The sequence below is a fragment of the Pseudocalidococcus azoricus BACA0444 genome (assembly GCF_031729055.1).
Classification (GTDB): Bacteria; Cyanobacteriota; Cyanobacteriia; order Thermosynechococcales; family Thermosynechococcaceae; genus Pseudocalidococcus; species Pseudocalidococcus azoricus.
Window position 1 is genome coordinate 336,664 of sequence record NZ_JAVMIP010000001.1, and the last position, 23,576, is coordinate 360,239.

The window sequence follows — 23,576 nt, forward strand, 5'->3', positions numbered from 1 at the left end:
TTACGGAGTTTTCTGCCGCTGGCATGATTAAACTGAGATTGAAACGATATGGCAAAAAACGCAATGCGACCTACCGTATTGTGGCGATCAATAGCCGGGATCGGCGCGATGGGCGACCCTTAGAAGAATTAGGGTTTTACGATCCAATTCGGGAAGTCACCCGTTTAGAAACAGAAGCCATTCATCGCCGTTTAGAAGCCGGGGCCCAACCCACGGAAACCGTGCGGCGAATTCTCGAGAAAGCAAGCATCCTCACTCCGGCGAAGGCATAAGTTATCCATGACTGTTGCTGTCTCCGTTGACTACAGGGCCCTCGTTGAGTTTTTGCTCACTCCCTTTTTAGATACGCCCCAGGCCTTACGGGTACATACGGAACTCCGAGCCCAGAATACCAAGGCCTGGATTCGAGTTGCCTTTGATCCCACAGATAAAGGGCGAGTTTTAGGGCGGGGTGGGCGCACAATTCAAGCCATTCGGGCCATTGTTGAAGCCGCCGGGCAAACTCAAGGACAGCAAGCCTATCTGGAAGTTTTTGGTGAACGCGATTTTAAGTCTAGTTCTCGTTCTCGGGAACCGGACAGTGAAAGTTCCAAGCGGCGGCCCCATCGAGATCATCCCCGTCCCACCCCAAGGAGGCAAAGTTAATCTGTGTCTGAAGTGCGTTTAGGTGAAAATGAGTCCATTGAGTCTGCATTACGGCGATTCAAGAAAAAAATTCAGAAAGCTGGGATTCTCTCGGAAGTCAAACGCCGGGAGCGCTACGAAAAACCCAGTCTCAGACGTAAACGTAAGCAAGAGGCCGCCCGCAAGCGGAATCGCTAAACTCTGCCTATGCCAGAGGTCTTGACAATTCAACTCCCGACTGCGGCGGCTGCGGTAGCTTTAGCAGGTGAAAATCAGGGGAACTTAAAGCTATTGGCCGCTCAAACCGGAGCCAAGTGGGTTTTGCGCGGACAAGATTTGCTGATTTATGGAACTGAGCCTCAACAAACCCTCAGTCAGTCTCTGCTGCAATCCCTCAATCATCTTTGGCAGGAGGGTAAATTCATCACTCAGGTAGATATTCTTACCGCCCGCCAGGCCCTGGATACCCAACGCACAGAAGAACTCCGAGACCTACAAGCGGATGTGTTGGCCCGCACTAGACGGGGAGAGGTAATTCGGGCCAAGACCTTTCGACAACGGCAATATATTCAAGCGATTCGTGACCATACCCTCACCTTTGGCATTGGCCCGGCCGGTACAGGCAAAACCTTTCTGGCCACGGTCTTGGCGATTCAAGCCCTCCTCAGTAATGAATTTGAACGCTTAATCTTGACCCGGCCAGCGGTGGAAGCGGGAGAGAAGCTCGGTTTTCTACCCGGGGACTTGCAGCAAAAAATTGATCCCTACCTCCGCCCCCTCTATGATGCTCTCTATGAATTTGTTGAGCCGGAGAAAATTTCCAACCTGATGGAGCGGGGCGTGATTGAAGTGGCTCCCCTGGCCTATATGCGCGGTCGGACGTTGAACAATGCCTTCGTGATTCTGGATGAAGCGCAAAATACGACCCCAGCCCAAATGAAAATGGTTCTAACCCGGATTGGCTTTAACTCCAAGCTCGTGGTCACCGGCGATGTCACCCAGACAGACTTACCCCAACATCAACCCTCTGGCCTGGTGGTGGCGGAACAAATCCTCGGGCAAGTGGCTGAAATTGCGTTTTGCTATCTGACCAAGGGCGATATTATCCGGCATCCCCTCGTGGAGAAAATCATTGCAGCCTATGAACGACACCAGGCCTAGGCTGGCTACTGGGCAATGACGGCTTCAACATTACCAATGGCTTCTGGGCTGGGGGTTGGGGTTGGAGAGGCCAGATTTGGATTATTCAAATTTTCTACCTCTGGAGAAGAGTTTGCTGTCACCGCTGGTGTTCCTTCTGGGGGTGGAGAATTGGCATCCAAGCTAGGACTGGTGGCTGTTCCATTGGGGGGTGTAGGATTGGTCTCAGGGGCCGTAGCTTGCCGAGTCTGGGCATTCTGAACTAGGGGAGCGATATTTTGGTGGTAATAGTCGGAGTCTTCGGGAACTGGCTGGCCATTCAAACGCACTTGTTGGGCTAGGGTAATGGCTTCGGGCCAGCGTTGTTGATCAAAGGCCTGCCGAGCCTGGGCCAGGGTGGCTTGATTGGCGGCAAATTCGGCGCGCCAACTGGCTAGAGCTGCTTGGGCAATCCCATGACTGGGGCTTTGGGCGGGGATAGCTTGGATGAAGGCCTGGGCCTGGTCGAGATTGCCACTTTGATAGGCCTGGTTAGCCTGGACAAGGAGGGCATCAGACCATAGTCCCAACAGTTCTTGAGCCGCAATATAGGCAGGGTCATCTTTAGGAATTGCAGCCAAAAGTTGCAGGGCCTGGGGGCGTTGACCGTCTTCATCTAGGGCTTTGGCGGGATCTAGCCGACATTGAATCATCAAGGACTGGGCCTGGCCATAGAGCTTGTCAGTACTGGGGATCTGTTGGGCTAGTTTGAGACAGTCATCAAAGGCTCCGGTTCCCCGCCGTTGGTGGGCTTGGTCTAGGGCCGTTTGCGATTGGGAGGGTGTGGTGACAAAACCTACACCGCCAACCATGCCCGCAATGCCCGCCATGAGAGCCAAAATCATGCCCCCAAATATCAATATTTTTTGTGGCCCTGTCAGGGGTGGCAGTGTTAATTGGGCAGTGTCGCGCGTCGAGGTCTGCTCTTCAGTGGTATCTCCAGGTAACCAAGCATCAATGTTGGCCAGTTCAGTATCCGTCAGTAGTCCACCATGAACTGAAGTTGCTGGGGGGATATCTACCGTTGTTGTCAAAAGAACCGGTGGAGACTCTAGTAAGGCGACATTACTAGCTGTATTGGCGGCCAAGACTGCTACGCTGACCGGGGCATAGAAATCTGTTAGATGCAGCAGGCCCCGTAAAGCTTCACTGGCATTACTAAACCGTTCTTCTGGGAGCGGGTGGGCGAGTTTGCTAATGAAGGCTTCTAATTCAAAATTGGCTAAGGCCAGGGATGACCAAATGACTTCTCCAGTTTCTTGATCGCGGGGTAAGGCGGCAATGGACATCCCCGTCAAGGCGCGTATCCCGAGATAGCCCACGGCCTGGACATCACGCCCATAATCAGGAATCACTGTGCCATCGGCAGCTGCTGTATAGCCCGGTGTGGAAACAGCAATACTGACATGGACATCACCATCGGGGGCTGTAAATTGAGTTTGCTCCTGTTTAACAGTGCCGAAATCAACTAAGACAATCCGGTTATCTCGATATCGCCGCACCAGATTTTCCGGCTTAACATCCCCATGAATTACCCCTTGACTATGGGCAAAGCTGAGGATTTCGAGCACATTTTTGAGTAATTCTGTGGCCTGAGACTCGCTCCAGCGTTGATCAGTTTGAAACTCTTGATCAAGGGTATGCCCTTCGGCGTAGTCATGGACAATGAAGAAGCCCCCGTCCTGCTCAAAGTAACTGACTAGCTGTGGCATTTGATCATGATGACCCAACCGTCCTAATATCTCAGCCTGGCGTAGGAACAGTTGCCGGAGTTTTTTGAGAAATGCGGCGGTTGTACTCGCTGGTTTGAGGTACTTGATAATGCAGAGGGGATTACTGGCCCGGCCAATATCTTTAGCCAAGTAGGTCTCTCCAAACCCCCCTGTGCCAAGAAGTTTGAGGATGTAATAGCGATCCTGGATGAGTTGATGAATCACAACACGATGCAGGCCATTGGGTTACGGTTGATTACTTAGCAAACCTAGGGAATAGACTCAGTTGAATAATCAAGACCGAGTGCAAAACCCATTACCATTAAGAATAATTTTTATTACAAAAAACGATGTTAACTTCGCTACATTTCTAAACTTTTAAGTCAGAACTAATTCCCCAATCACCTCGAGGCGGGTAAAGCGGGTGATATTCAAAAAAGTTTCCGCTAAGGTTTCCGCAATAGCCGGGGTAATCCAGCCCATTTGCCGTAGCAGATGAATGGCCACTGCATACTTCGCTCGTTTGGCTCCATCGGTAATTTTGATTGCCAGGCCCATGCCTTCCCCAATCCGTCCGATGCATTGAATCCCTTCTGCCCCTGTTTTGCTGACCAGTTCCCCTTGGGTGAGACGCATCAGTTCCGTATCAAATTGGCCATCCCCCGCCACCATGATCGGATGGTGAGTCATGGCCCGAATCACCCGCTCCATGGCCCAGTCTTCCCCAGAGGTGAGTTGAGCATAGAGAGTGGCCATGTCCGCCAGTTGCATGAAGTAGGTGGGGGCCCCGCAGTCATCATGGGCATAGATAAATTCCACCGCAGGCATCCGTAACAGTTCCGCCACTTTGGCCAAAATTAACTCTTGGACGGGGTGCTGCCGATTCAAGTAGGTGTTGAGGGGCCAGTTCCGTTGTTGACAGACCGCCAGCATTCCAGCGTGTTTCCCAGAACAGTTGTGGGCTAAGGGGCCTTGTTGACCAGCAGGTGTGGGACATTGGAGATTTGTCGGGTCAACATCAGATCGCCAGAGAATATTAAATACTTGCCGTAATTGTTCGACTGTGCCCCGATGGGAACTGCAAATCACTGCCAGATCCCGATCACTGAGATCAAAACGCTCAAGGGTACCACTGGTGGTAATAGCCAAGGCCTGGAAAGGTTTGAGGGAAGAACGAATAAACGCCGCTGTTTCCGCATCTCCAGCTAGGGAAAGAATCCGTCCCCGTTGATCACAGACGACGGCATGACCTCGATGGACAGATTCAACGATACCTTCGCGCAGGAGACGAATTTCAAAGTCAGGGGCCTGGGTACGTTTGGACATAGATTTTCTGGCAACTTTTTGCACTCTAGCATTTTGACATTTTGAGTTTTACATAGGAAATAGAGTTTTCAAGGTGGGGCCAAGCTAAATCGTCAAATCTACCGCTGAGGACTGAAGACTAAACAAGTTTAGGGGCGTGAACGACTCCTGAAACAGTCAGGGAACCCATGCCCTAATCCTGAAAAAACCTTGGAGAATCCCCAGGCCTGGAGTAGAATCTAGGCCAATTAAGCTCACCCCATCACTCGTTTGCGCTGCTTCTATGGATAGTCCGTCCGCCGATCTCCACCCAGGCCAGGCCAAGCGACCCGTTGTTGAAATTAAGCAACTGCGTAAAACCTATCGGACTGGATTTTGGCTCCAACAGAAAATTACACCCATGAAGGGCTATGACCTGACCATCTATGAGGGGGAAACCTTTGGCTTACTGGGCCCCAATGGCGCAGGCAAAACGACACTCCTGAAAACACTTCTGGGCCTGGTGCGTCCGACAGCCGGAACTGGCTCGATTCTCGGGCATCCCATCGGTGACAGACGGATGAAAGAAACCATTGGCTATCTACCGGAAAATCCCTACTTTTATGACTATTTGACGGGCTGGGAATTTTTAGAATTTACGGCTGGGCTATTTCGGATTCCCCGCGCGATTCAAAAACAACGGATTCCAGTACTCCTGGAAATGGTTGGTTTATCGGTCAAAGATACCCGCAAAAAACAAATGCGCCGCTATTCCAAAGGGATGCTTCAACGGGTTGGCATGGCCCAGGCCCTGATCAACGACCCAGAACTGGTGTTCTTAGATGAACCGATGTCCGGCTTAGACCCCCTCGGTCGGTATCAGATTCGGGAAATTATCCTCTCCCTTAAGAAACAAGGCAAAACCATCTTTTTTAACAGTCATGTTCTCTCGGATGTGGAAGCCATTTGTGATCGAGTGGGGATTCTCCACCAGGGTGAACTGATCTGTGAAGGGGGGATTGATCAACTGCTGGGCAGCACAAATACTTATCATGTCGAGGGTCGGGGCGGTCACATTGAAGGAATGCAGGAGTGGCTAAAACAGTTGGAAGTCCAAGGAGATCGCTGGCAGGGAATCATCCAGGGATCCCCAGAGCGGTTTTTAACCATCGTCAAAGAGATGGGTGGGCAAGTGCTGAGTTTGAAATTAGGGCGACCCTCTTTAGAAGAATTTTTTGTCGATCAACTGCGCCAACGGGGCCTGGTGATTGGAGCCTAGGGAATTAACACTAATAAGCAACTTAAAAATAATTTAGGCGTAAAAACCGAACCCCAATCCCCTCCCCCAAACTTAAGCCAGAACACTAGAGTAGTTGTAGGTTTGCATACAACTTAGCACCTAAAATCCCGTGTTAAGATTGTCTCTACCAGCACGCAGCAACCATTTGGGGTAAGGTCATGTTTGAACGGTTTACAGAAAAAGCCATCAAGGTGATTATGCTGGCGCAAGAGGAAGCCCGGCGATTGGGTCACAACTTTGTTGGCACAGAACAAATCCTCCTCGGTCTGATTGGCGAGGGAACAGGGGTTGCTGCCAAAGTCCTTAAATCTATGGGAGTCAATCTCAAAGATGCCCGGATTGAAGTCGAAAAAATCATTGGTCGGGGATCAGGCTTTGTGGCAGTGGAAATTCCCTTTACCCCTCGGGCCAAACGAGTTTTAGAACTGTCCTTAGAAGAAGCTCGCCAACTGGGACACAACTACATTGGCACAGAGCATTTACTCCTGGGCCTAATCCGCGAAGGAGAGGGAGTGGCGGCCCGTGTCCTCGAAAACTTGGGGGTTGACCTCTCGAAAGTACGGACACAAGTGATTCGGATGCTGGGTGAAACAGCCGAGGTTGCTGCCGGTTCCAGTTCAGGACGGACAAAAACTCCCACCTTGGATGAATTTGGCTCTAACCTAACCCAGATGGCCATTGACGGTAAATTAGACCCCGTTGTCGGCCGACAAAAAGAAATTGAGCGGGTGATCCAAATTCTAGGGCGGCGGACTAAAAATAACCCTGTTCTGATTGGTGAACCTGGGGTGGGTAAAACCGCTATTGCCGAGGGCCTGGCCCAGCGAATTGCCAACAATGATATTCCTGATATTCTCCAAGAGAAACGCGTCGTCACCTTGGACATTGGTTTACTGGTTGCCGGAACGAAGTATCGGGGGGAATTTGAAGAGCGTCTGAAAAAGATCATGGACGAAATTCGCCAGGCCTCCAATGTGATTCTGGTCATTGATGAAGTCCATACTCTGATTGGAGCCGGGGCGGCCGAGGGGGCCATTGATGCCGCCAACATTCTCAAGCCGGCCTTAGCTCGGGGTGAACTCCAATGTATCGGTGCCACCACTCTTGATGAATACCGTAAACACATCGAACGAGATGCCGCCCTTGAACGCCGTTTCCAACCGGTGATGGTCGGTGAACCCTCGGTGGAAGAAACCATTGAAATTCTCTATGGCCTGCGAGAGCGGTACGAAAAACACCACAAACTGAAAATTTTGGATGAGTCCTTGGAGGCGGCGGCCAAGTTGGCGGATCGCTATATCTCGGATCGCTATTTGCCCGATAAAGCCATTGACTTGGTTGATGAAGCGGGTTCGCGGGTGCGGTTAATTAACTCCCAATTGCCCCCCGCTGCCAAAGAGTTGGATAAAGAACTGCGGCAAGTCCTGAAGGATAAGGATGATGCCGTCCGGGCCCAAGATTTTGATAAGGCCGGGGAACTGCGGGATAAGGAAATGGATCTCAAGGCCCAAATCCGCAATATTTCCCAACAGAAAAAGTCGGAAACCACCACAGATGAAGATAAATCCCCAGTCGTCACCGAAGAAGACATTGCCCATATTGTTTCCTCTTGGACGGGTGTGCCGCTGAGCAAGCTAACCGAAACCGAATCGGAAAAACTGCTCCACATGGAAGATACCCTCCATCAACGGGTGATTGGTCAGGATGAGGCGGTGAAAGCAATTTCTCGGGCGATTCGCCGGGCCCGGGTTGGCCTGAAAAATCCCAATCGTCCCATTGCTAGCTTTATTTTCTCAGGCCCGACAGGGGTGGGTAAAACCGAGTTAACCAAAGCCTTGGCTGCCTACTTCTTTGGCTCTGAGGACGCGATGATCCGGTTGGATATGTCGGAGTTTATGGAACGGCATACGGTTTCTAAACTGATTGGTTCTCCCCCTGGCTATGTGGGCTATAACGAGGGCGGCCAGTTAACGGAAGCGGTGCGGCGACGGCCCTACACCGTTGTGCTGTTTGATGAGATCGAAAAGGCTCACCCCGATGTCTTTAACCTCTTGCTCCAAATCCTGGAGGATGGGCGGTTAACGGATTCCAAAGGGCGGACGGTGGACTTCAAAAATACCCTCTTGATCATGACCTCCAACATTGGTTCAAAGGTGATTGAGAAAGGGGCTGGGGGCCTGGGCTTTGAGTTTGCCAGTGATAACCCGGCCGAGTCTCAGTACAATCGTATCCGTTCCTTGGTGAATGAAGAACTGAAGCAATACTTCCGCCCTGAGTTTCTCAACCGCTTGGATGAAATTATCGTCTTCCGGCAACTCACCAAAGACGAGGTCAAGGAAATTGCCGATATTCTCCTCAGGGAAGTCTTTACTCGTTTGACGGAGCGCAATATCACCTTGACGGTTACAGATCGGTTCAAAGAACGGCTGATTGATGAAGGATATAACCCTAGCTATGGGGCGCGACCGTTACGCCGGGCCATTATGCGCTTATTGGAAGATAGTTTGGCTGAGGAACTGCTCACCGGCCGGATGACGGAGGGGGCTACAGCCGTTGTGGATGTGGATGAGTCGGGCCAAGTTAAGGTGCTGATTACGCCCCCCCAACGGGAACTAGTCTCGGCGGCTGAGTAGGTCGGTTCTGAGTAGTTTGTGTTCCCTGTCTTTTGCCTTCCTGCCTCCTCAATCTTGCTGTTACTGCCTTGTTGATCAAGCTGATGCCCTTAGGTTTGTGAATCCGGGAGTATGCTTTTGGGCTACCCCGATCAGGCTGACAGCAACAGAATAGTGTGAAATAATTCTGCCAGAGTTGAAACCTAAGGAAAAAACAGGCTAAGGTAAGCGGCAATTAGGCATTGGCACAGTCTGGCCTGCCAAAGGACTAAAGTGTGACTGAGATTATTGAGGCAGAGTTAGTCGTTGATTATCCTCCGACTCCCAGTTGGCGAATTGTCCGTCCCTTAGGTAGCTATCAATTATTTGGCTTGGCCTGGGTGAATGATGATTCAGCTTGGCTGCGACAATTGTCACGTTTGCCCTATTCGGCTGCAACCCATGGCGCGACCCTCCTGGCCTTGGATCGGATCCGGGGCTATTTACTCCTGATTAATCCTGAGAATGACCATGCCGAAATCCTCAATCCCTACCATGCCGAAGACTTTTTAGATGCTCAGGGGCTTTGTCTGTGGCAGGAAACTCTCTGGTTTTGCCGAGACGAAAGCGTTTATGTCTGCCAACTGCCCGACTTTACGCCCCAAGTTTTTACCCGCTTGACATACCCAGTTCATGGAGTAACGGTGGATGCGAATGGGGTTTATGTTACTTGTCAAAAATCCGGCTATATTCACCAACTGGCCCACACCACAGGGGATTTGATTCGGAAAATTCCGCAACCGGGGATTGGGCCGGAAAATCTCACCTTGGCTAACAACTGCCTTTGGGTCTGTGACCGATTGGAGCAAACCGTCTATCAACTTGATTTGGCCAAGGGCACAGTCAAAGCGGCGGCCTTAACCCCCTTTGCCAATCCAACTGCCATTAGCCTGGATCCGGAGGGCAAAATTTGGTTAACCTATGCGGGGGAAGAACCCTATTTACGGGACAATCCCAATAATCTAGATAATCCTTTAGAACTGGACTATCGCGATTACACCTATATCCATCCCTTAGTGTTTCAGCCCCATGCTGCTGACCATTACACGCTCTCCAATGGCTATCTGGTTGAGATGTGTTATTTGGAGGAAGTTTCTCCTCTGGATGAGACCCAATTGGATAATTTGGAGTGGCGCATTTCCTTGCCGGTGAATACGCTCCGTCAGACCCTCATGAAGGCCGAACCCTTGGGAACTCCCTATCGAATTGAGCGAGTTGGTGATCAACAGGTGGCGGTGTTTCAGTTTCCCGAGTTACGATCCCCTGAGGCGCGGTTGTTTGGGTGGCGGGCCTGGGTTGAAGTGCGGGGGATTAAATATCATTTGACTCCTGATGATGTGCCTCAGGGCGAAACCTTACCGGCTGGATTTGCGGAAAAATATTTAGTTGATGATGATCAGTTGGCCATGGATCATCCCCTTGTCCAGGCCGCGGCAAAGGAGGCAATTGGCACCGAAACGAATGTTTTGCGGCAGATGCTAAAAATTCGTAATTACGTTTATGACCGTCTTTCCTATAGTTTGACACCGATGATTGATACCCCGGATGTGGTGTTAGAGCGGGGTGTGGGTTCCTGTGGGGAATATGTCGGAGTTTTACTAGCCTTGGCCCGCTTAAATGGGATTGCCTGTCGCACGGTCGGCCGCTACAAATGTCCCCCCTTTCCAGAGCAACAAGGAATTCCCCTCAATGCCATGTATAACCATGTCTGGTTGGAATTTTATATCCCAGGCCTGGGGTGGTTACCCATGGAGTCTAACCCGGATGATGTGGTGGAGCGGGGCCCCTATCCGACCCGGTTTTTTATGGGACTGCCCTGGTATCACATTGAAATGGGTAAAGGGATTCCCTTTGAAACTACAAATTATCGGGATAAGGGGGTGCGGATTGGTAATCTGGCCCTCAATCATGTCCGCTTTACAATTTTGTCCGAGTTGCCCCCGCAGCCCACAATCTGATCCGCAAAAGCTAAGTTAAGTCTAGAAGTCAGGTGAATTGTTTTTAAGCCATCCCAAACCTGTTCAAGTCTTGTGGCGGACTAAGGAGTATCCAGCAACGGCCCTTGCCAGCTTGTGCTTATCTCACCCTAAATGAAGTACCGCCCTATCATGCCCCTCAACCCGATTACTGACCCAGAAGAGAGGATAAATTAGAGGGAGAAGCGGTTGTTCCGGGTTTTGTCATGGCAGGGGGTGGAGTTGTTTGAGGCGTGGGATTTTGGTGAAGATATGGATCAGGGCCTGAGTTCATAAAATCCCCTGAGAGTTAGCCGAGGAAATGGGTATTGATTAAACAGTTCACCAAGAGCAATGTCAGGGAGCAATTTTCAGGCCCAGGGTTGCGTATTGCATCGGATTCTGTTTCTGTCTTGTCTAGTAGAGTAGAGAGAGAGTAGGAGACATCTGCATGGCCTTAGAACAACTGACCTCCGTGCCAGGAAATATTTTGGTTGTGGATGATACCCAAGAAAATCTCGAAGTCTTGAGTGCTTTGCTGGAATTGGAGGGGTATGAGGTGCGGATGGCCATTAATGGGGAGATGGCCTTGATGGGGGTTGAGGCGGAACCGCCAGATTTAATTTTGTTGGACATTATGATGCCGGATTTGGATGGCTATGAGGTTTGTCAACGGCTGAAGAGTCATCCCAAAACTAAAGCTCTGCCGATCATTTTTATCAGTGCTTTGGATGATGTTTTTGATAAGGTGAAAGCGTTCCAGGCCGGTGCGGTTGATTATATCTCTAAGCCCTTTCAGGCCGAGGAGGTTTTAGCACGAGTTAAAAATCAACTGACCATTGCCAACTTGGAAAAGAGTCTCCGCCAGAAAAACGCCCTCCTGAACAAGCAAAATGAGCAACTCCATCAAATTGTTGAAGAACGGCGAGAGTTGGTTACTTCGTTGCAGGAGATGGAAGAAAAGTCGCGCCAGATGTTTGACCAGGCCATTATCGGCATTTATCAACGATCTCCAGAGGGCCGCTATTTTAAGCTCAATGATGCCCTGGCCCAAATTTATGGTTATGTCTCGGCCCAAGACTGGTTAGATGATCCCGATGTCCATCAAAAACTGCCCTATGTGGATGATCAACAATGGCCGCGATTTTTGCAAATGGTTGATAAGCAGGGGTTTGTCAAAAATTTAGTCGGTCAGGTCTATCGAGCCGATGGGACGCAAACCCGCATTTGTGAAAGTGCTCGCCCAGTGATTAGCCCCGAGGGACAACTGCTTTACTATGAAGGGTTTGTCTTTGAAATTCCGGTCAAGTAATTTGAGATTTAGCCAAGTCATGACTGTGATTTCTGCCCAAGCAATGATTGAGACCCTCAGCACTATTGTTGGCCATGACAGCCTCCAGGCCTGGGCAGATCATCCCGATCATCTCACCTGGCAAAAGGCTTTAGATCCCCAATCCCAACCTGTAGCGGTGGTCTATCCGGCATCAGTGGCCCAAGTGCAGGAAATAATTAAGGTTGCAGCCAAGCAGGGATGGCGAATTTTACCCTTGGGTAGTGGCAGTAAGCTGGCCTGGGGGGGGTTAGGGGTTGCGGATATTTTCTTAAGTACGGCCCGCTTGAGTCAACTCATTGATCATGCCGCGGCGGATATGACTGTCACTGCCCAGGCCGGCATCACCTTCCAGTCCCTCCAACAGCACCTTAAACCTGAACAGCAATTTATTCCCCTGAATCCGATCCAGCCTAACCAGGCCACCCTAGGGGGAATTGCCTCCACGCGAGATACAGGTTCCCTGCGGCATCGGTATGGGACGATTCGAGATCTGTGCTTGGGGGTGCAGTTTGTCCGGGCTGATGGCACGTTGGTCAAGTCCGGGGGGCGAGTGGTGAAAAATGTTGCTGGCTATGACCTCCATAAGTTGTTGATCGGGGCCTGGGGGACATTGGGGATAATCACCGAATTAACGTTGCGGGTCTATCCTCTGCCGGAACACCATCAAACCTGGCTCATGGGTGGCTCCCCTGAGCAATTGGCCCAACTGCTGCCGGATTTCCTCGGTAATAGCCTCATGCCGACTTGTCTGGATTTGCTCTCTCCCGATTGGCTAACATCAACGCATTTACAGGGTGACTTGGGCCTACGGGTGCAATTTCAAGGCTTTAGGCCGGCAGTACAAGTGCAAGGGGAACGCCTCAAGCAGTTAGCTCAACAGGCCGGGGTACAGATTACGGAAATTCCCGATCCATTGGCGGGCCTGGGGGCTGGGAGTTTGGGGGGCGGGGGCTTGCGGGCTAAGTTTGGCCTGTTACCCAATCAAGGGGTGTTAGGCCTGCAAATAATCTTGGCTGAGATCACCAAACTGGGCCTGGGTCGTTCCCTGGTCTTCCATTGGGGGGCCGGGATTGGGGAAATGCACCTGCTGGGGAATGAATCCGCCTTAGCCAAAATTGTCACCATTATTCGTCCTCTCTGCCAGGTCCGCGGGGGATTTTTCACCGTCCTAGATGCGCCCTTGTCCCTCAAGCAAAGCCTGGATCTATGGGGCTACGCCGGGAATGCAATGGCACTGATGGGAACAATTAAGCAACAATTTGATCCCAAGGGCCTATTCAGTCCGCAACGTTTTGTCGGAGGGATTTAATGTCAGAGTCGCCAGCCTCATTACCCGGATCCGCGACCGCCTATCCCCCTTTCCTTGGCTTTGATAACCAATCCCCCCCGGATCCGCAACTGATTGATACCTGTGTCCACTGTGGGTTTTGTTTAGCCACCTGCCCTAGTTATCGGGTGATTGGCAAAGAAACGGACTCTCCTCGGGGGCGGATCTACTTGATGGATGGAGTTAACACCGCCCAAATTCCCCTCTCACCGGCAACTGTCCAACATTTTGACTCCTGTTTAGGTTGTTTAGCCTGTGTCACCACCTGCCCCTCGGGGGTGGCCTATGACCAGTTAATTGCTGCCACACGCCCCCAGGTTGAACGGAATCACAAACGGCCTTTAGGGGAGCAACTCCTACGGACACTGATCTTCACTACATTTCCCTATCCCCAGCGTTTACGGGCCCTGTTGGCTCCCCTCTGGCTCTATCAAAAAACTGGGCTACAAACCCTCTGGCGGCGGTCTCCGTTGGCGAAACTGTTGCCTAAATCCCTCGGGGCGATGGAAAAAATGTTGCCCCCGATTCCGGCCCAGGCCTGGCAGGATCAATTTCCAACCGTGATTCCAGCCCAAGGGGAAAAGCGATTTCGGGTTGGGTTCATTCTCGGCTGTGTCCAACGGATTTTCTTACCAGAAGTTAACGCGGCCACTGTCCGGGTTTTGACGGCTAATGGCTGTGAAGTCGTGATTCCCCCTAGCCAAGGCTGTTGCGCTGCTCTATCCCACCACCAAGGCCAAGAAGCTCAGGCCCAAGCTCTTGCCCGTCAGATGATTGATACCTTTGCCCTGTGGGATTTAGATGCCGTGATTATTAACGCCTCTGGTTGCGGCCATACCCTTAAGGAATACGGACAATTACTAGCAGAGGATCCAGACTACGCCACACCCGCAAAGGCCTTTGCCAGCAAAGTTAAAGATGTTCAGGAATTTCTCGCCAATGTGGGTTTAACCGCTCCCCTCCATCCCCTGCAAGAAGAGTCCCTGACATTGGTTTATCAAGATGCCTGTCACATGATCCATGGGCAAAAAATTAGCCTGCAACCTCGCCAACTTTTACGGAAAATTCCCGGTGTGATCTTGCGAGAACCCATTGATGCCGCTTTGTGCTGTGGCAGTGCCGGGGTTTATAACATTTTCCAGCCGGACGTGGCCGCGGAACTGGGCCGACAAAAAGTCAAAAACCTGGCCCAAACCAAAGCAGAGGTAATTGTCTCAGCTAATGTCGGTTGTACGCTGCAAATTCGTCAATATCTCCCAGAGCAGGGCCACACAACCCCGGTTTATCATCCGATGCAGCTTTTAGATTGGTCAATTCGCCAAGAACACATTCCCGAGAATTAATTAAGGTTCAATCCCAGCCTTGCGGAGAAGTTCCAGTAACCGGAGATTTTCTGCCTCGGCCTGGTCTGCCCGTTGTTTTTCCAGTTCCGCCCGTTCTCGCTCCACAATCACAGACATTTGCGCCGCCTCAGCTTGTTTGGCCAATTCAACCGTGGATAAAAATGGTTTGCCATCTGGGTAATAGACTTTCAGGGTTTCCGGTGTCCAGTCAAAGCGAATCCCTAAACGCGGGCTAGTCCAGGCCTCGATGTTGTCAATCAATTCCAGCTTGTCTGCAATTCGCTCCAGGCCTGTGAGTTCATGACGATCCGGATCATAGATGTAATATTCTTCCACACCATACCGCTCATAAAAGTGGAGTTTTTTCGTCATTTCCCTCAATGTGTTCCCAGGCGACAGAATCTCAAACACCACTTGGGGGGCAACATTATCCTCCTGCCACTGCCGATAGGAGCCGCGATCTCCCTTAGGACGACCCAACGCCACCAATACATCCGGGGCAATCCGAATCTCTGGCTGGCCTTCCACGGGATACCAGAGCAAGTCACCGCCGACAAAGACATGGGGATCATTGGCAAACAAACATTCCAGATTTTCCTTCAGCAGGACAATCCAATTAAATTGCTTCGTATTGTCGGCCATCGGTTGCCCATCGCTATCGGGGTAGATAATGTCCGGTGTGGTTGCTAGGGTCATCGTTATTGCCCAATGCGCGTTAGTTTGATTTTAGGTAATCCCAAACCTTATGGTTCCAGGCCAGCTTGCCGCAGTCGTTCTAAGAGTTGTTGTTTTTCCGCCTCGGCCTGGTCTGCCCGTTGTTTTTCCTGCTCAGCGCGCTCTTGTTCTAGCTTTGTTCGGTTTCGTTCAAGTTCAATTTGGTGCTCAGCTTGGTTAGCCCGTTGTTTTTCCAATTCCGCCCGTTCTCGCTCCACAATCACAGACATTTGCGCCGCCTCAGCTTGTTTGGCCAATTCAACCGTGGATAAAAATGGTTTGCCATCTGGGTAATAGACTTTCAGGGTTTCCGGTGTCCAGTCAAAGCGAATCCCTAAACGCGGGCTAGTCCAGGCCTCGATGTTGTCAATCAATTCCAGCTTGTCTGCAATTCGCTCCAGGCCTGTGAGTTCATGACGATCCGGATCATAGATGTAATATTCTTCCACACCATACCGCTCATAAAAGTGGAGTTTTTTCGTCATTTCCCTCAATGTGTTCCCAGGCGACAGAATCTCAAACACCACTTGGGGGGCAACATTATCCTCCTGCCACTGCCGATAGGAGCCGCGATCTCCCTTAGGACGACCCAACGCCACCAATACATCCGGGGCAATCCGAATCTCTGGCTGGCCTTCCACGGGATACCAGAGCAAGTCACCGCCGACAAAGACATGGGGATCATTGGCAAACAAACATTCCAGATTTTCCTTCAGCAGGACAATCCAATTAAATTGCTTCGTATTGTCGGCCATCGGTTGCCCATCGCTATCGGGGTAGATAATGTCCGGTGTGGTTGCTAGGGTCATCGTTATTGCCCAATGCGCGTTAGTTTGATTCTAACCAAGCCAGGTTCTCCCCAAGGGGCCTGGGACAGTTACCCAACCTTAACAGGGGTCTGTGCTGGCCTGTGCATAATCCGGGTGGGCGGGACGGAATAGCAATATGTCAGTTGGATATATCCATTTGCCCTGAACTACCCCTTCAGTTTGTTGAGCGAGATTATGGTCAGAACGGCAGTTTTACCCCCTTTAATGGAATATACTCATCCCTTAGTGCAGCCCCTCCTCAAGCTGAGTGACCAGGCCCTTGTGGAATCTTTTCAACAGCAGTTACAACAGGGTCGCTATTTTGTGGCGATTTTTGCCCGCTATGCCCCTTTGGTTTACAGTGTCCTTTCCCACCACGCCCGCAGCCAAGTCCAAATTGATTTTTTGTACGCCAAAACCTGGCAAACCATTTTTGTCAGTTTACACGCCCTTAAGTTTACGGAAGCGGGGGTTTTGATGGGTGAGGAAGATCAAGTGCCTACCCCCACATTTCGGGCTTGGGTCTTAAATCAAGTTGCGGCCTCTGTCCATAGTCCGGTGCCCGCCATTGAAACCATTTCCTATACACTCCAAGTTGCCTCGCCCCCATTTTGGTGTTATCTGGAAGCGGCTCTGGCCTACCTACCTGCCCTCACGCGCTTAATCCTAGTCACCACTCAGACTTTCCATTGGAATACGGAACGATTGATTGCTTTTCTGGAGGCGGAAGGGCAACCCATCACCCTCGGGGAAATTTCCCAGCATCTCCAAAATGGCTACCAACTCTTACGGGATTGCCTGCCCAGTGATCTGCAAACTATTTACTTAAGCCAGATTGCCCCCGCCAAAACCACAGTCAGCCAAGACTTCCATGCGGATTTAGACCGTTTGGCCAACAACCTCTTTGCTGAGGAAAACTTACCGATTCCAGCTTAGGATTTGCGCTCCTCCCCCTTGATGGACTTCAGAAAAGCCAGCATTGCGCCTGTAACCAATTGGGGCGACTCAATGATAGAACCATCGCCGGTTTCAGGTAGGATTGCCAACTGGGCCTGGGGGATCCCTTGGGCTAACTGGTGGGCAAATTTAATTGGGGTGATCAAATCCTGATCTCCGTGGAGAATTAGGGCCGGGCAGTGAATTGAGGCTAGGCGGCTAACAGTGTTGCTCTGGATGATGGCCTGGCTTTGATGAACTAAGGCCTGAGGTGAGGGTAAGTCGGGAATTGAGTCGAGGGTCTCTAGGAGTTGCCCAAGGGCCTGGGGAGTTGCAAAGAAACGATCACTAAATAGCCAATGCACCAAAGACTTGAGGTAAAACCGCATCTCAAGCCGGGTTGCTAAATCACCCAATAATTGCATCAGGGCCTGGAATTTCGGATCCGGCATCGCCCAAGTTGCCAATAAAATCAGGCTTTTGACTTTTCCAGGAGCCAGAAACACCAGTTCTTGGGCAATTTGCCCCCCCAAGGAATGACCCGCCACATGAACCGCATTAATGCCTAAATACTCTAAAAGCACAGCAATATCCTGGGCGAGATCGGTAACACGGTATTCATGTTCAGAAGTGGAACTCTGTCCAATGCCCCGATTATCCAAGCGTAAGATTCGGTAATCTTGAACTAAATCCGGTACCATCAATGCCTAAGTCGCGGTATCACTGGCAAATCCGGGTATTAAAAGAAGCCAGTCTCTGGCCGGATGACCCGATATGGTGTAGTACAGTTCAGCCTGAACGATTAAGAATTTAGGCATGGGGACAATTGTGAGAGTCTATCTGATTTGGTCCAGAAATAACCCTTAGGTTTGAGGATTGGCAATGATAACGGTTTTTTCCTTAGGCCAGGTGAAGGTGACTAGCGGGGGCAATCTGGATCCCGTTGGGGGTGGCATAGGCAACTTCGGGATAGAAATCCTTGGGGGGGGTTGGACTACGGGCAATGAAGTCGCCAATTCGCAGTTGTGTTGCAGCCAGATAGAGTCCCATAATTCGGGCTGATAAGTTGCCACTAGCTCCAGCATGGACAACCCCGCGAATTCGCCCCCAAACTAAAATATCTCCACCAGCAATAATGGTGCTGCCTGGGTTCAAGTCCCCCACGACAATCACCGAACCACCATGGCAAATTTCATGGCCGGATCGGAGGGTTGTTTGTAGATACAGGGGGTTAGGGGTGGGCACTGCCTCTGGGGGGGGAACTTCCGGGTCGGTGAAGGGGGAATTGGCCAGAGTTTGCTCCACGGCATAACCAAGGGTGGCAGCGGCAATGGCGGTTTGACGACGACTGGTGCTAATTCTTTGTAAGTTAATTTGAACCGGGTTAAAAGCTTCGGCAAGTTGTTGGAGTTGGCGTTGATCGAGGAGGCGATTCCCTACCCGCACTTCTAGATGGCTGTGGGGAGACCAAAACGGAGTCCGGGCCTGGAGATGGAGTTGTAATTGTTGCCAAACCCCTTCCCAGTCTCCAGGAATTTCCGGCGGTAGTTGGAGAATGAGTTGCCCCGCTTGGCTATAGAGATTGATACCAAAATCGGTGATGGCTCCGACTGGTTGGCTGGCTTCTAGATCGGGAAATGCGGTGCTTAATGCAGGTGCTGGGGAGGCATTAGGAGTAGGGATATCTTGAGGATTTTGCTCCATTGCCGTCATGGTTGGCCAATCCGTAGTCGCTGGGTCATAAGGATTTTACCAGTATCCCGAATCAGGGCGATGGAAATCCATTGACTCCCGGCCTGGTTGGGGGCCCGGCCAATTTTGAATAGTCCACCGGCTGGCAAAAGTTCTAGTTTGAGGGGGGGAGATTTGAGATAGGTCTCTGGGGTGATGGGTTGAACGATGGCAGTTCCTAGGAGGAGGGATTCACCCAGGGGTTCTTGCACAATGACATCTAAGTTGTAATCTTGGCCGAGCTTGACAGCGGTGGGGAGATTAAATTGGACTGTGGGTGGAGCCGAGCCAGAGGTCATCTTCGTTTGCTCTGAGGTAATGTCTTGCCAGGTAATTTGCCCGTTGACGATTTTTTGCCGACTACTCAGGTTGGACTCGAGGGTTAGGGGTTGTTCTTGGAACTGACCTTTGCCGTTAATGGTGGTGGTGAGTTCAATGTCCCAGCCTGTGGCATGACGTTTCCAACGATTGACGGTGGTGCGATAGGTGAGGGTAGGATACTCTTCCCAAAGGCGTTTAATGACTTTCTCAAGTATTTCCCGATTCAGACCATCCGTAGAGCTAAAACTGGGGGCATAAAACTCTAAAAGTGCTGCCAAATCCCGTTGATTAGCCGCCGTATCAATTTTCTGGATCAGGGCTTGCAGTTCTGTGGGGACGGCTGGGCGAGAGACATTTCCCTGGGCCTGGGCTGTTAAGCTACTAATTCCACCGCTACTGGTGGCTAGGGTCAACGCCAAGAAAGCAGACAAATAGGAACGGGTCATTCTATGCCTCAGCCTAGAGAAGATTAAAATTCACGGAAACAAGCATTTTACTTATGCTTTATGATACCCCCCTGCTCCAGGCCTGGTTATATTGAGCCTGTAAAAATCTCCTCGGAGAAGTAAGGGTGGGCGTAATCCAAGCCTGAACCAGGCCAGTGGTTAAGAAATGATCGCCCCTAAGGTTTTTAACGTTAACTTTTCGGCTTCTGAGAGTCCGCTGGCATTAATCAGATTCATCCCCTCATAAATTCGATCTGGTCGTAAGATTTTAAGACGGGTTCCGGTGTCGGCATCCCAGAGGCGAATCGTTTCATCAAAGCTGCTACTGATCAACACATTAGGGCAGTTGTAATCTGTTCGGGGCCTAGGATTAAAGGCAACAGCAGTTACTTTGGCCTGGTGCTCGCTGAGGCTGTGTAAGCATTGGCCAGTTGTCATATCCCAAATCCGCACCGTGTTATCGCCCGCACCACTCGCCAATAGCCGCCCATCAGAGTTAAACGCGACCCACGCCACGGCTGCTGTATGACCCACAAGGGTATGGAGAACTGTATTGGTTTCATAATTCCAAACACTCACCGTACAATCGTCACCGCCACTGGCAATCAGGGGTTGCTCCGGGTGAAAAGCAATTGTCCAAGGTTTACTGGCCTGGCCACTCAGGGTTTGATGAGGTTGATCGGATGTTAAATTCCAGAGATAAAGCTGCCCGGTGTGGTGTCCTGTGGCCATCAGGGGTTGGTGGGGGTGCATGACAACAACATGGGGATGGCCCAAGGATTCGGGGATAGCCAGGGTGCGAACCAGTTCTGCGGTGCGATAGTTCCAAAGTTGAATCACCTTGGCAGTGCTGGAGATAGCAATGAGAGGAAAATTGGGATGATCGCCCCCACTGACATAGAGTGCCACCAGGCCAGTATTACAAGTATGCCGACAAGTCCCCGTTTCTAAGTCCCAGAACTTGAGGATGCCTTCATCGTCAATACTAGCCAGAACCGAGCCATCGCCACAGAGGGTTAAGCAAATGACGGGGCCGGCGTGGGCGGATAGGAGTCGTTGACAGTGGCCGGTAGTTAAATCCCAAAGACGAATTTGTCGATCATTACCACCTGTGACTAGACGGGTACCACCTGGATGAATTGCCAACGTGCGACAGGTGACACTCAACCCATGTAATGTCCGCTCACACAGACGCGCCGCCACTGACCAAAACTTAATTTCATTGTTACTGACGCTGTAAAGAGACTGACCATCTTGGCTAAAGACGACCGACCAAATTAAATCTCGATGTCCAGCTAACGTCGCAACTGGCTGGCCTGTACTCACTTGCCATAATGGAATCACGCTATCTTGTCCGGCCGTGGCCACGAGGCTGCCATCAGGACTGAAGGATAATCCCAACAGTTGGCCGCGATGGAGACTCAGGGTGTGAAGACAGGGAAGTGAGGGAATGCCAACCGGATCGGAATTTGGGGAATGAGAAATTGCCTCCAGGCCCTGGGTATCCCACAACCGCGTCACGCCATCAAATCCGGCCGTTGCTAAGACAGTTCCATCAGGAGAAAATTCTACTTTCCAAACATTATCGCTGTGGGCTGTTAGGTGTGCGAGGGCAGTTTGGGTGGGGAGATGCCACAGTTTAATACAGCGGTCATAGCCACTACTCACTAACACCGGGGCCTGGGGATGGATGGCTAAACTGGCAACGGTTGCGGCATGGGCCTTGAACTCCTCTCCCCATTCATGGCGGTTAACATCCCAAGCGAGAATCCGGCCATCTTCCAGGCCCAGATAAAAACACGCCCCATCCACGCTATAACAACCACTCCAAACCGGGGCCGGAGTTGAGATGACTTCCAGACACACCCCGGACGGAATTTGCCAAAACTTAAGGGTGCGATCAAAACTGGCCGTGGCTAAGACCTGGCTATTGGGACTAAAGGCAATCCCTAAGGCTAGGCCCTGATGTGCAGCTAGTGTGAGTTGTCGGGTTCCGGTCGCCACATCCCACATATGGGCCAGTCCATCGGGGCCGGTCATGACTAAGTAGCGATTATCAGGACTGAGGGCCGACACATAAGGGCTATTAAAGGATTCGGCAAATAAAACATGGGAGAAGGTGCAGCCGTGAAAGTTAACCCGGTGTAGAAGCGCATTTTGAAGATCGGCCTGGGCAATGGTTAATCCGGAAAAATCCGCCCCCGTTAAATCCAGGTCTAAGGTTTGCATCAGGTTGAGGAGATTGCCCGCGCCATAATTTGCCCCCGCTGTCGCCCCCCGCATTTGCTGGAGAATATGCTGCATTTACTGGTTGAGAGAAGCAGGAGTCGGAAACTGGGCCTGGAGATTGGCGGCAATGGGTTGGAGGATCAGGCGGGCCTGGGTGGTGCGAATATAGTCTTTGCGGCTGGCCTGGAGGAGGGCATGGGTCAAAAACAGATTGAGTTCGCCAGTCAGCAATTCCGCCGTGACCTGTTCCACTAAAACATCGGTGACATATTCCATGACCACAGGCTGTTGGGTATAACCTTGGGTTTGCTTTTCAATCAGGCAGCGAGTGGTGAGGGCTTCCAGGGTTTCGAGGAGTTTGCGCTTAGGCAGGGGTGTCAGACCCATCTCCAGTAAGGCTTCCAGGCCCAGGCCCTCCCGACCAATGGCCAGTTCATACATCACCGTTTGTTCCAGGGGAGAAAGCCGTTGAAATTGTTGATCCAACAGTCGCCGCACCCCATTAAAAAAGAGAGCCTCCGTGGCCAAAAATGCGGCAATTTCGCCATTGAACAGGTCTTGAATTGAAGTCGCAATAATTTTGAGCATCAGGGGGCAATAACTATAGCGATGGCCAAGTTCCTGTTGCTCTGGGATTGTTCCTTTGAGGTTTTTGGCGGCAAACAAGGCCTGGGCCACGTCCCATGATCCCTCCAGTTGCCAAAGACGCACGGCAGCTTCTGTCCCTGCTAAAACGGAAATTTCTGTTGGCCGCTCCCGACTTGTGACCACTAGACAACTGGGATGGGGCGTTTCACCGACTAACCGCAACAGTTCGCCGTAGTCTTCATAACCGGGACGAAATTGGCCGGCCGCCTGGGCATCTAAAAGGGTTTCTAAATTATCTAAAACCAAAAGACAGCGGGATTGACGGAGTAACTCTAAAAACTGACTGAGGCTGGCCTGGGTGGTTTGTTGACGCGACAGCAGCGGAATCAGATCGGCTAACAACGTGGTCAGGTGCGGGGCATTGCGGACGGTTCGCCAAATAATAATCTCAAAATCCCCTTGAACCGTTTGGGCCAGCTTAATCGAGAGGGAGGTTTTGCCCATACCCCCCAGGCCAAGGATACCCACCAACCGACAACGATCTTGGACAATCCAGTTCTCTAAGGTCTGGAGTTCGGAAGTTCGCCCATAAAAAAACGAAACATCCAGGGCATCTCCCCAATCCAAAGCAGGCGGCGGGGTAGCAGGAGATGATTCTATCGCTAATTTTGGGGCTAACTCTGGGGCTGAAGTGGGAGAACTAGGGTTGGTATCGGGATGGGCATCAGGGGCCTGGTGATTGCGCCAATGTCGTTCTAAGCAAAACCGGAAATTCTTCTTTGTTACCCGTTCCTCTAAAGCATAGGAAAGAGTCTGCCAGAGTTTTGGAGCAACAGTGCGGTTAATGTAACTGAGGGAATACCCGGTTTGATCGGCAATTTCTTCGTAGGTTTGTTCCTGCCAACAGCCTGCTAAGACGGCCCGCTCCACCTGCCCTAATCGCCGTCCCGTTTTGGTAAAGATAGTCTCATCCGCAACGGCCAACCCCTGCCCAAAATCCATAGTCTCTGTGGTGCAGCCTTAAAAACGATCTGAAAAAGGCGAACTTGACCCGAATTTCACCAGAAGTATAGCAGAGATAATTCCGAAATTCG

The 23,576-nt window shown here is 51.2% G+C and carries 20 protein-coding genes; 11 read left to right on the forward strand and 9 right to left on the reverse strand.

Features of this window, described 5'->3' with window-relative positions:
• Nucleotides 1-23: 23 nt before the first annotated feature.
• From rpsP to RIF25_RS01680, 4 genes are read left to right on the forward strand one after another with little or no spacing between them, the layout of a single operon-like run.
• Complete coding sequence (gene rpsP / locus RIF25_RS01665) at nt 24-272, forward strand: 30S ribosomal protein S16 (RefSeq protein ID WP_015126243.1); 249 nt, start codon at nt 24-26, stop codon at nt 270-272.
• Between the two features lie 7 nt (nt 273-279).
• Nucleotides 280-645: a KH domain-containing protein gene (locus RIF25_RS01670; protein ID WP_322876820.1), complete on the forward strand. Its 366-nt coding sequence runs from the start codon at nt 280-282 to the stop codon at nt 643-645.
• Between the two features lie 3 nt (nt 646-648).
• Entirely contained in the window at nt 649-822 is a 174-nt protein-coding gene (gene rpsU, locus RIF25_RS01675; RefSeq protein WP_015126245.1) for a 30S ribosomal protein S21, read from the forward strand.
• 9 nt (nt 823-831) lie between these two features.
• On the forward strand, nt 832-1,785 hold the full coding sequence (locus RIF25_RS01680; protein ID WP_322876821.1) for a PhoH family protein: 954 nt from the start codon (nt 832-834) through the stop codon (nt 1,783-1,785).
• A gap of 5 nt (nt 1,786-1,790) precedes the next feature.
• On the opposite strand, the gene RIF25_RS01685 is transcribed toward RIF25_RS01680, so the two are convergent.
• Together RIF25_RS01685 and RIF25_RS01690 are read right to left on the reverse strand one after the other, a co-directional pair.
• Nucleotides 1,791-3,740 (reverse strand): protein kinase domain-containing protein, encoded by a 1,950-nt coding sequence (locus tag RIF25_RS01685; protein ID WP_322876822.1) that lies wholly within the window; start codon nt 3,738-3,740, stop codon nt 1,791-1,793.
• A 153-nt stretch (nt 3,741-3,893) separates the two neighbouring features.
• On the reverse strand, nt 3,894-4,841 hold the full coding sequence (locus RIF25_RS01690) for an asparaginase (protein ID WP_322876823.1): 948 nt from the start codon (nt 4,839-4,841) through the stop codon (nt 3,894-3,896).
• 262 nt (nt 4,842-5,103) lie between these two features.
• On the opposite strand from RIF25_RS01690, the gene RIF25_RS01695 reads away from it, so the two are divergent.
• The 6 genes from RIF25_RS01695 (at nt 5,104) to RIF25_RS01720 (ending at nt 14,708) form a co-directional block, all read left to right on the forward strand.
• Nucleotides 5,104-6,078 carry an ABC transporter ATP-binding protein gene (locus tag RIF25_RS01695; protein ID WP_322876824.1) on the forward strand — a complete coding sequence of 325 codons (975 nt, stop codon included), beginning with the start codon at nt 5,104-5,106 and terminating at the stop codon, nt 6,076-6,078.
• 179 nt (nt 6,079-6,257) lie between these two features.
• Nucleotides 6,258-8,732 (forward strand): ATP-dependent Clp protease ATP-binding subunit, encoded by a 2,475-nt coding sequence (locus RIF25_RS01700; protein ID WP_322876825.1) that lies wholly within the window; start codon nt 6,258-6,260, stop codon nt 8,730-8,732.
• A 254-nt stretch (nt 8,733-8,986) separates the two neighbouring features.
• Complete coding sequence (locus RIF25_RS01705) at nt 8,987-10,708, forward strand: transglutaminase domain-containing protein (protein ID WP_322876826.1); 1,722 nt, start codon at nt 8,987-8,989, stop codon at nt 10,706-10,708.
• 448 nt (nt 10,709-11,156) lie between these two features.
• Nucleotides 11,157-12,017: a response regulator gene (locus RIF25_RS01710; RefSeq protein WP_322876827.1), complete on the forward strand. Its 861-nt coding sequence runs from the start codon at nt 11,157-11,159 to the stop codon at nt 12,015-12,017.
• Between the two features lie 19 nt (nt 12,018-12,036).
• Nucleotides 12,037-13,347 carry an FAD-binding oxidoreductase gene (locus tag RIF25_RS01715; protein ID WP_322876828.1) on the forward strand — a complete coding sequence of 437 codons (1,311 nt, stop codon included), beginning with the start codon at nt 12,037-12,039 and terminating at the stop codon, nt 13,345-13,347.
• On the forward strand, nt 13,347-14,708 hold the full coding sequence (locus RIF25_RS01720; RefSeq protein ID WP_322876829.1) for a (Fe-S)-binding protein: 1,362 nt from the start codon (nt 13,347-13,349) through the stop codon (nt 14,706-14,708). Before RIF25_RS01715 ends, RIF25_RS01720 begins: the two co-directional genes overlap by 1 nt.
• Here the strand turns inward: RIF25_RS01720 and RIF25_RS01725 are convergent, their stop codons facing one another.
• Together RIF25_RS01725 and RIF25_RS01730 are read right to left on the reverse strand one after the other, a co-directional pair.
• Nucleotides 14,709-15,404, reverse strand: a complete 696-nt coding sequence (locus tag RIF25_RS01725) for a Uma2 family endonuclease (protein ID WP_322876830.1) — start codon at nt 15,402-15,404, stop codon at nt 14,709-14,711.
• Between the two features lie 47 nt (nt 15,405-15,451).
• Nucleotides 15,452-16,231, reverse strand: a complete 780-nt coding sequence (locus RIF25_RS01730) for a Uma2 family endonuclease (RefSeq protein ID WP_322876831.1) — start codon at nt 16,229-16,231, stop codon at nt 15,452-15,454.
• Nucleotides 16,232-16,426: 195 nt separating this feature from the next.
• Between RIF25_RS01730 and RIF25_RS01735 the strand changes: the two genes are divergently transcribed.
• On the forward strand, nt 16,427-17,167 hold the full coding sequence (locus RIF25_RS01735) for a hypothetical protein (RefSeq protein ID WP_322876832.1): 741 nt from the start codon (nt 16,427-16,429) through the stop codon (nt 17,165-17,167).
• On the opposite strand, the gene RIF25_RS01740 is transcribed toward RIF25_RS01735, so the two are convergent.
• From RIF25_RS01740 to RIF25_RS01760, 5 genes are all read right to left on the reverse strand, one after another.
• Nucleotides 17,164-17,868 (reverse strand): alpha/beta fold hydrolase, encoded by a 705-nt coding sequence (locus tag RIF25_RS01740; protein ID WP_322876833.1) that lies wholly within the window; start codon nt 17,866-17,868, stop codon nt 17,164-17,166. The two genes, RIF25_RS01735 and RIF25_RS01740, sit on opposite strands and share 4 nt — an antisense overlap.
• A 199-nt stretch (nt 17,869-18,067) precedes the next feature.
• On the reverse strand, nt 18,068-18,880 hold the full coding sequence (locus RIF25_RS01745) for a septum site-determining protein MinC (protein WP_322876834.1): 813 nt from the start codon (nt 18,878-18,880) through the stop codon (nt 18,068-18,070).
• Nucleotides 18,877-19,665 (reverse strand): nuclear transport factor 2 family protein, encoded by a 789-nt coding sequence (locus RIF25_RS01750; RefSeq protein ID WP_322876835.1) that lies wholly within the window; start codon nt 19,663-19,665, stop codon nt 18,877-18,879. Before RIF25_RS01750 ends, RIF25_RS01745 begins: the two co-directional genes overlap by 4 nt.
• A 159-nt stretch (nt 19,666-19,824) precedes the next feature.
• Complete coding sequence (locus RIF25_RS01755; protein WP_322876836.1) at nt 19,825-21,969, reverse strand: WD40 repeat domain-containing protein; 2,145 nt, start codon at nt 21,967-21,969, stop codon at nt 19,825-19,827.
• On the reverse strand, nt 21,970-23,484 hold the full coding sequence (locus RIF25_RS01760) for an NB-ARC domain-containing protein (RefSeq protein WP_322876837.1): 1,515 nt from the start codon (nt 23,482-23,484) through the stop codon (nt 21,970-21,972). It abuts the gene before it with no gap.
• Nucleotides 23,485-23,576 lie beyond the last annotated feature (92 nt).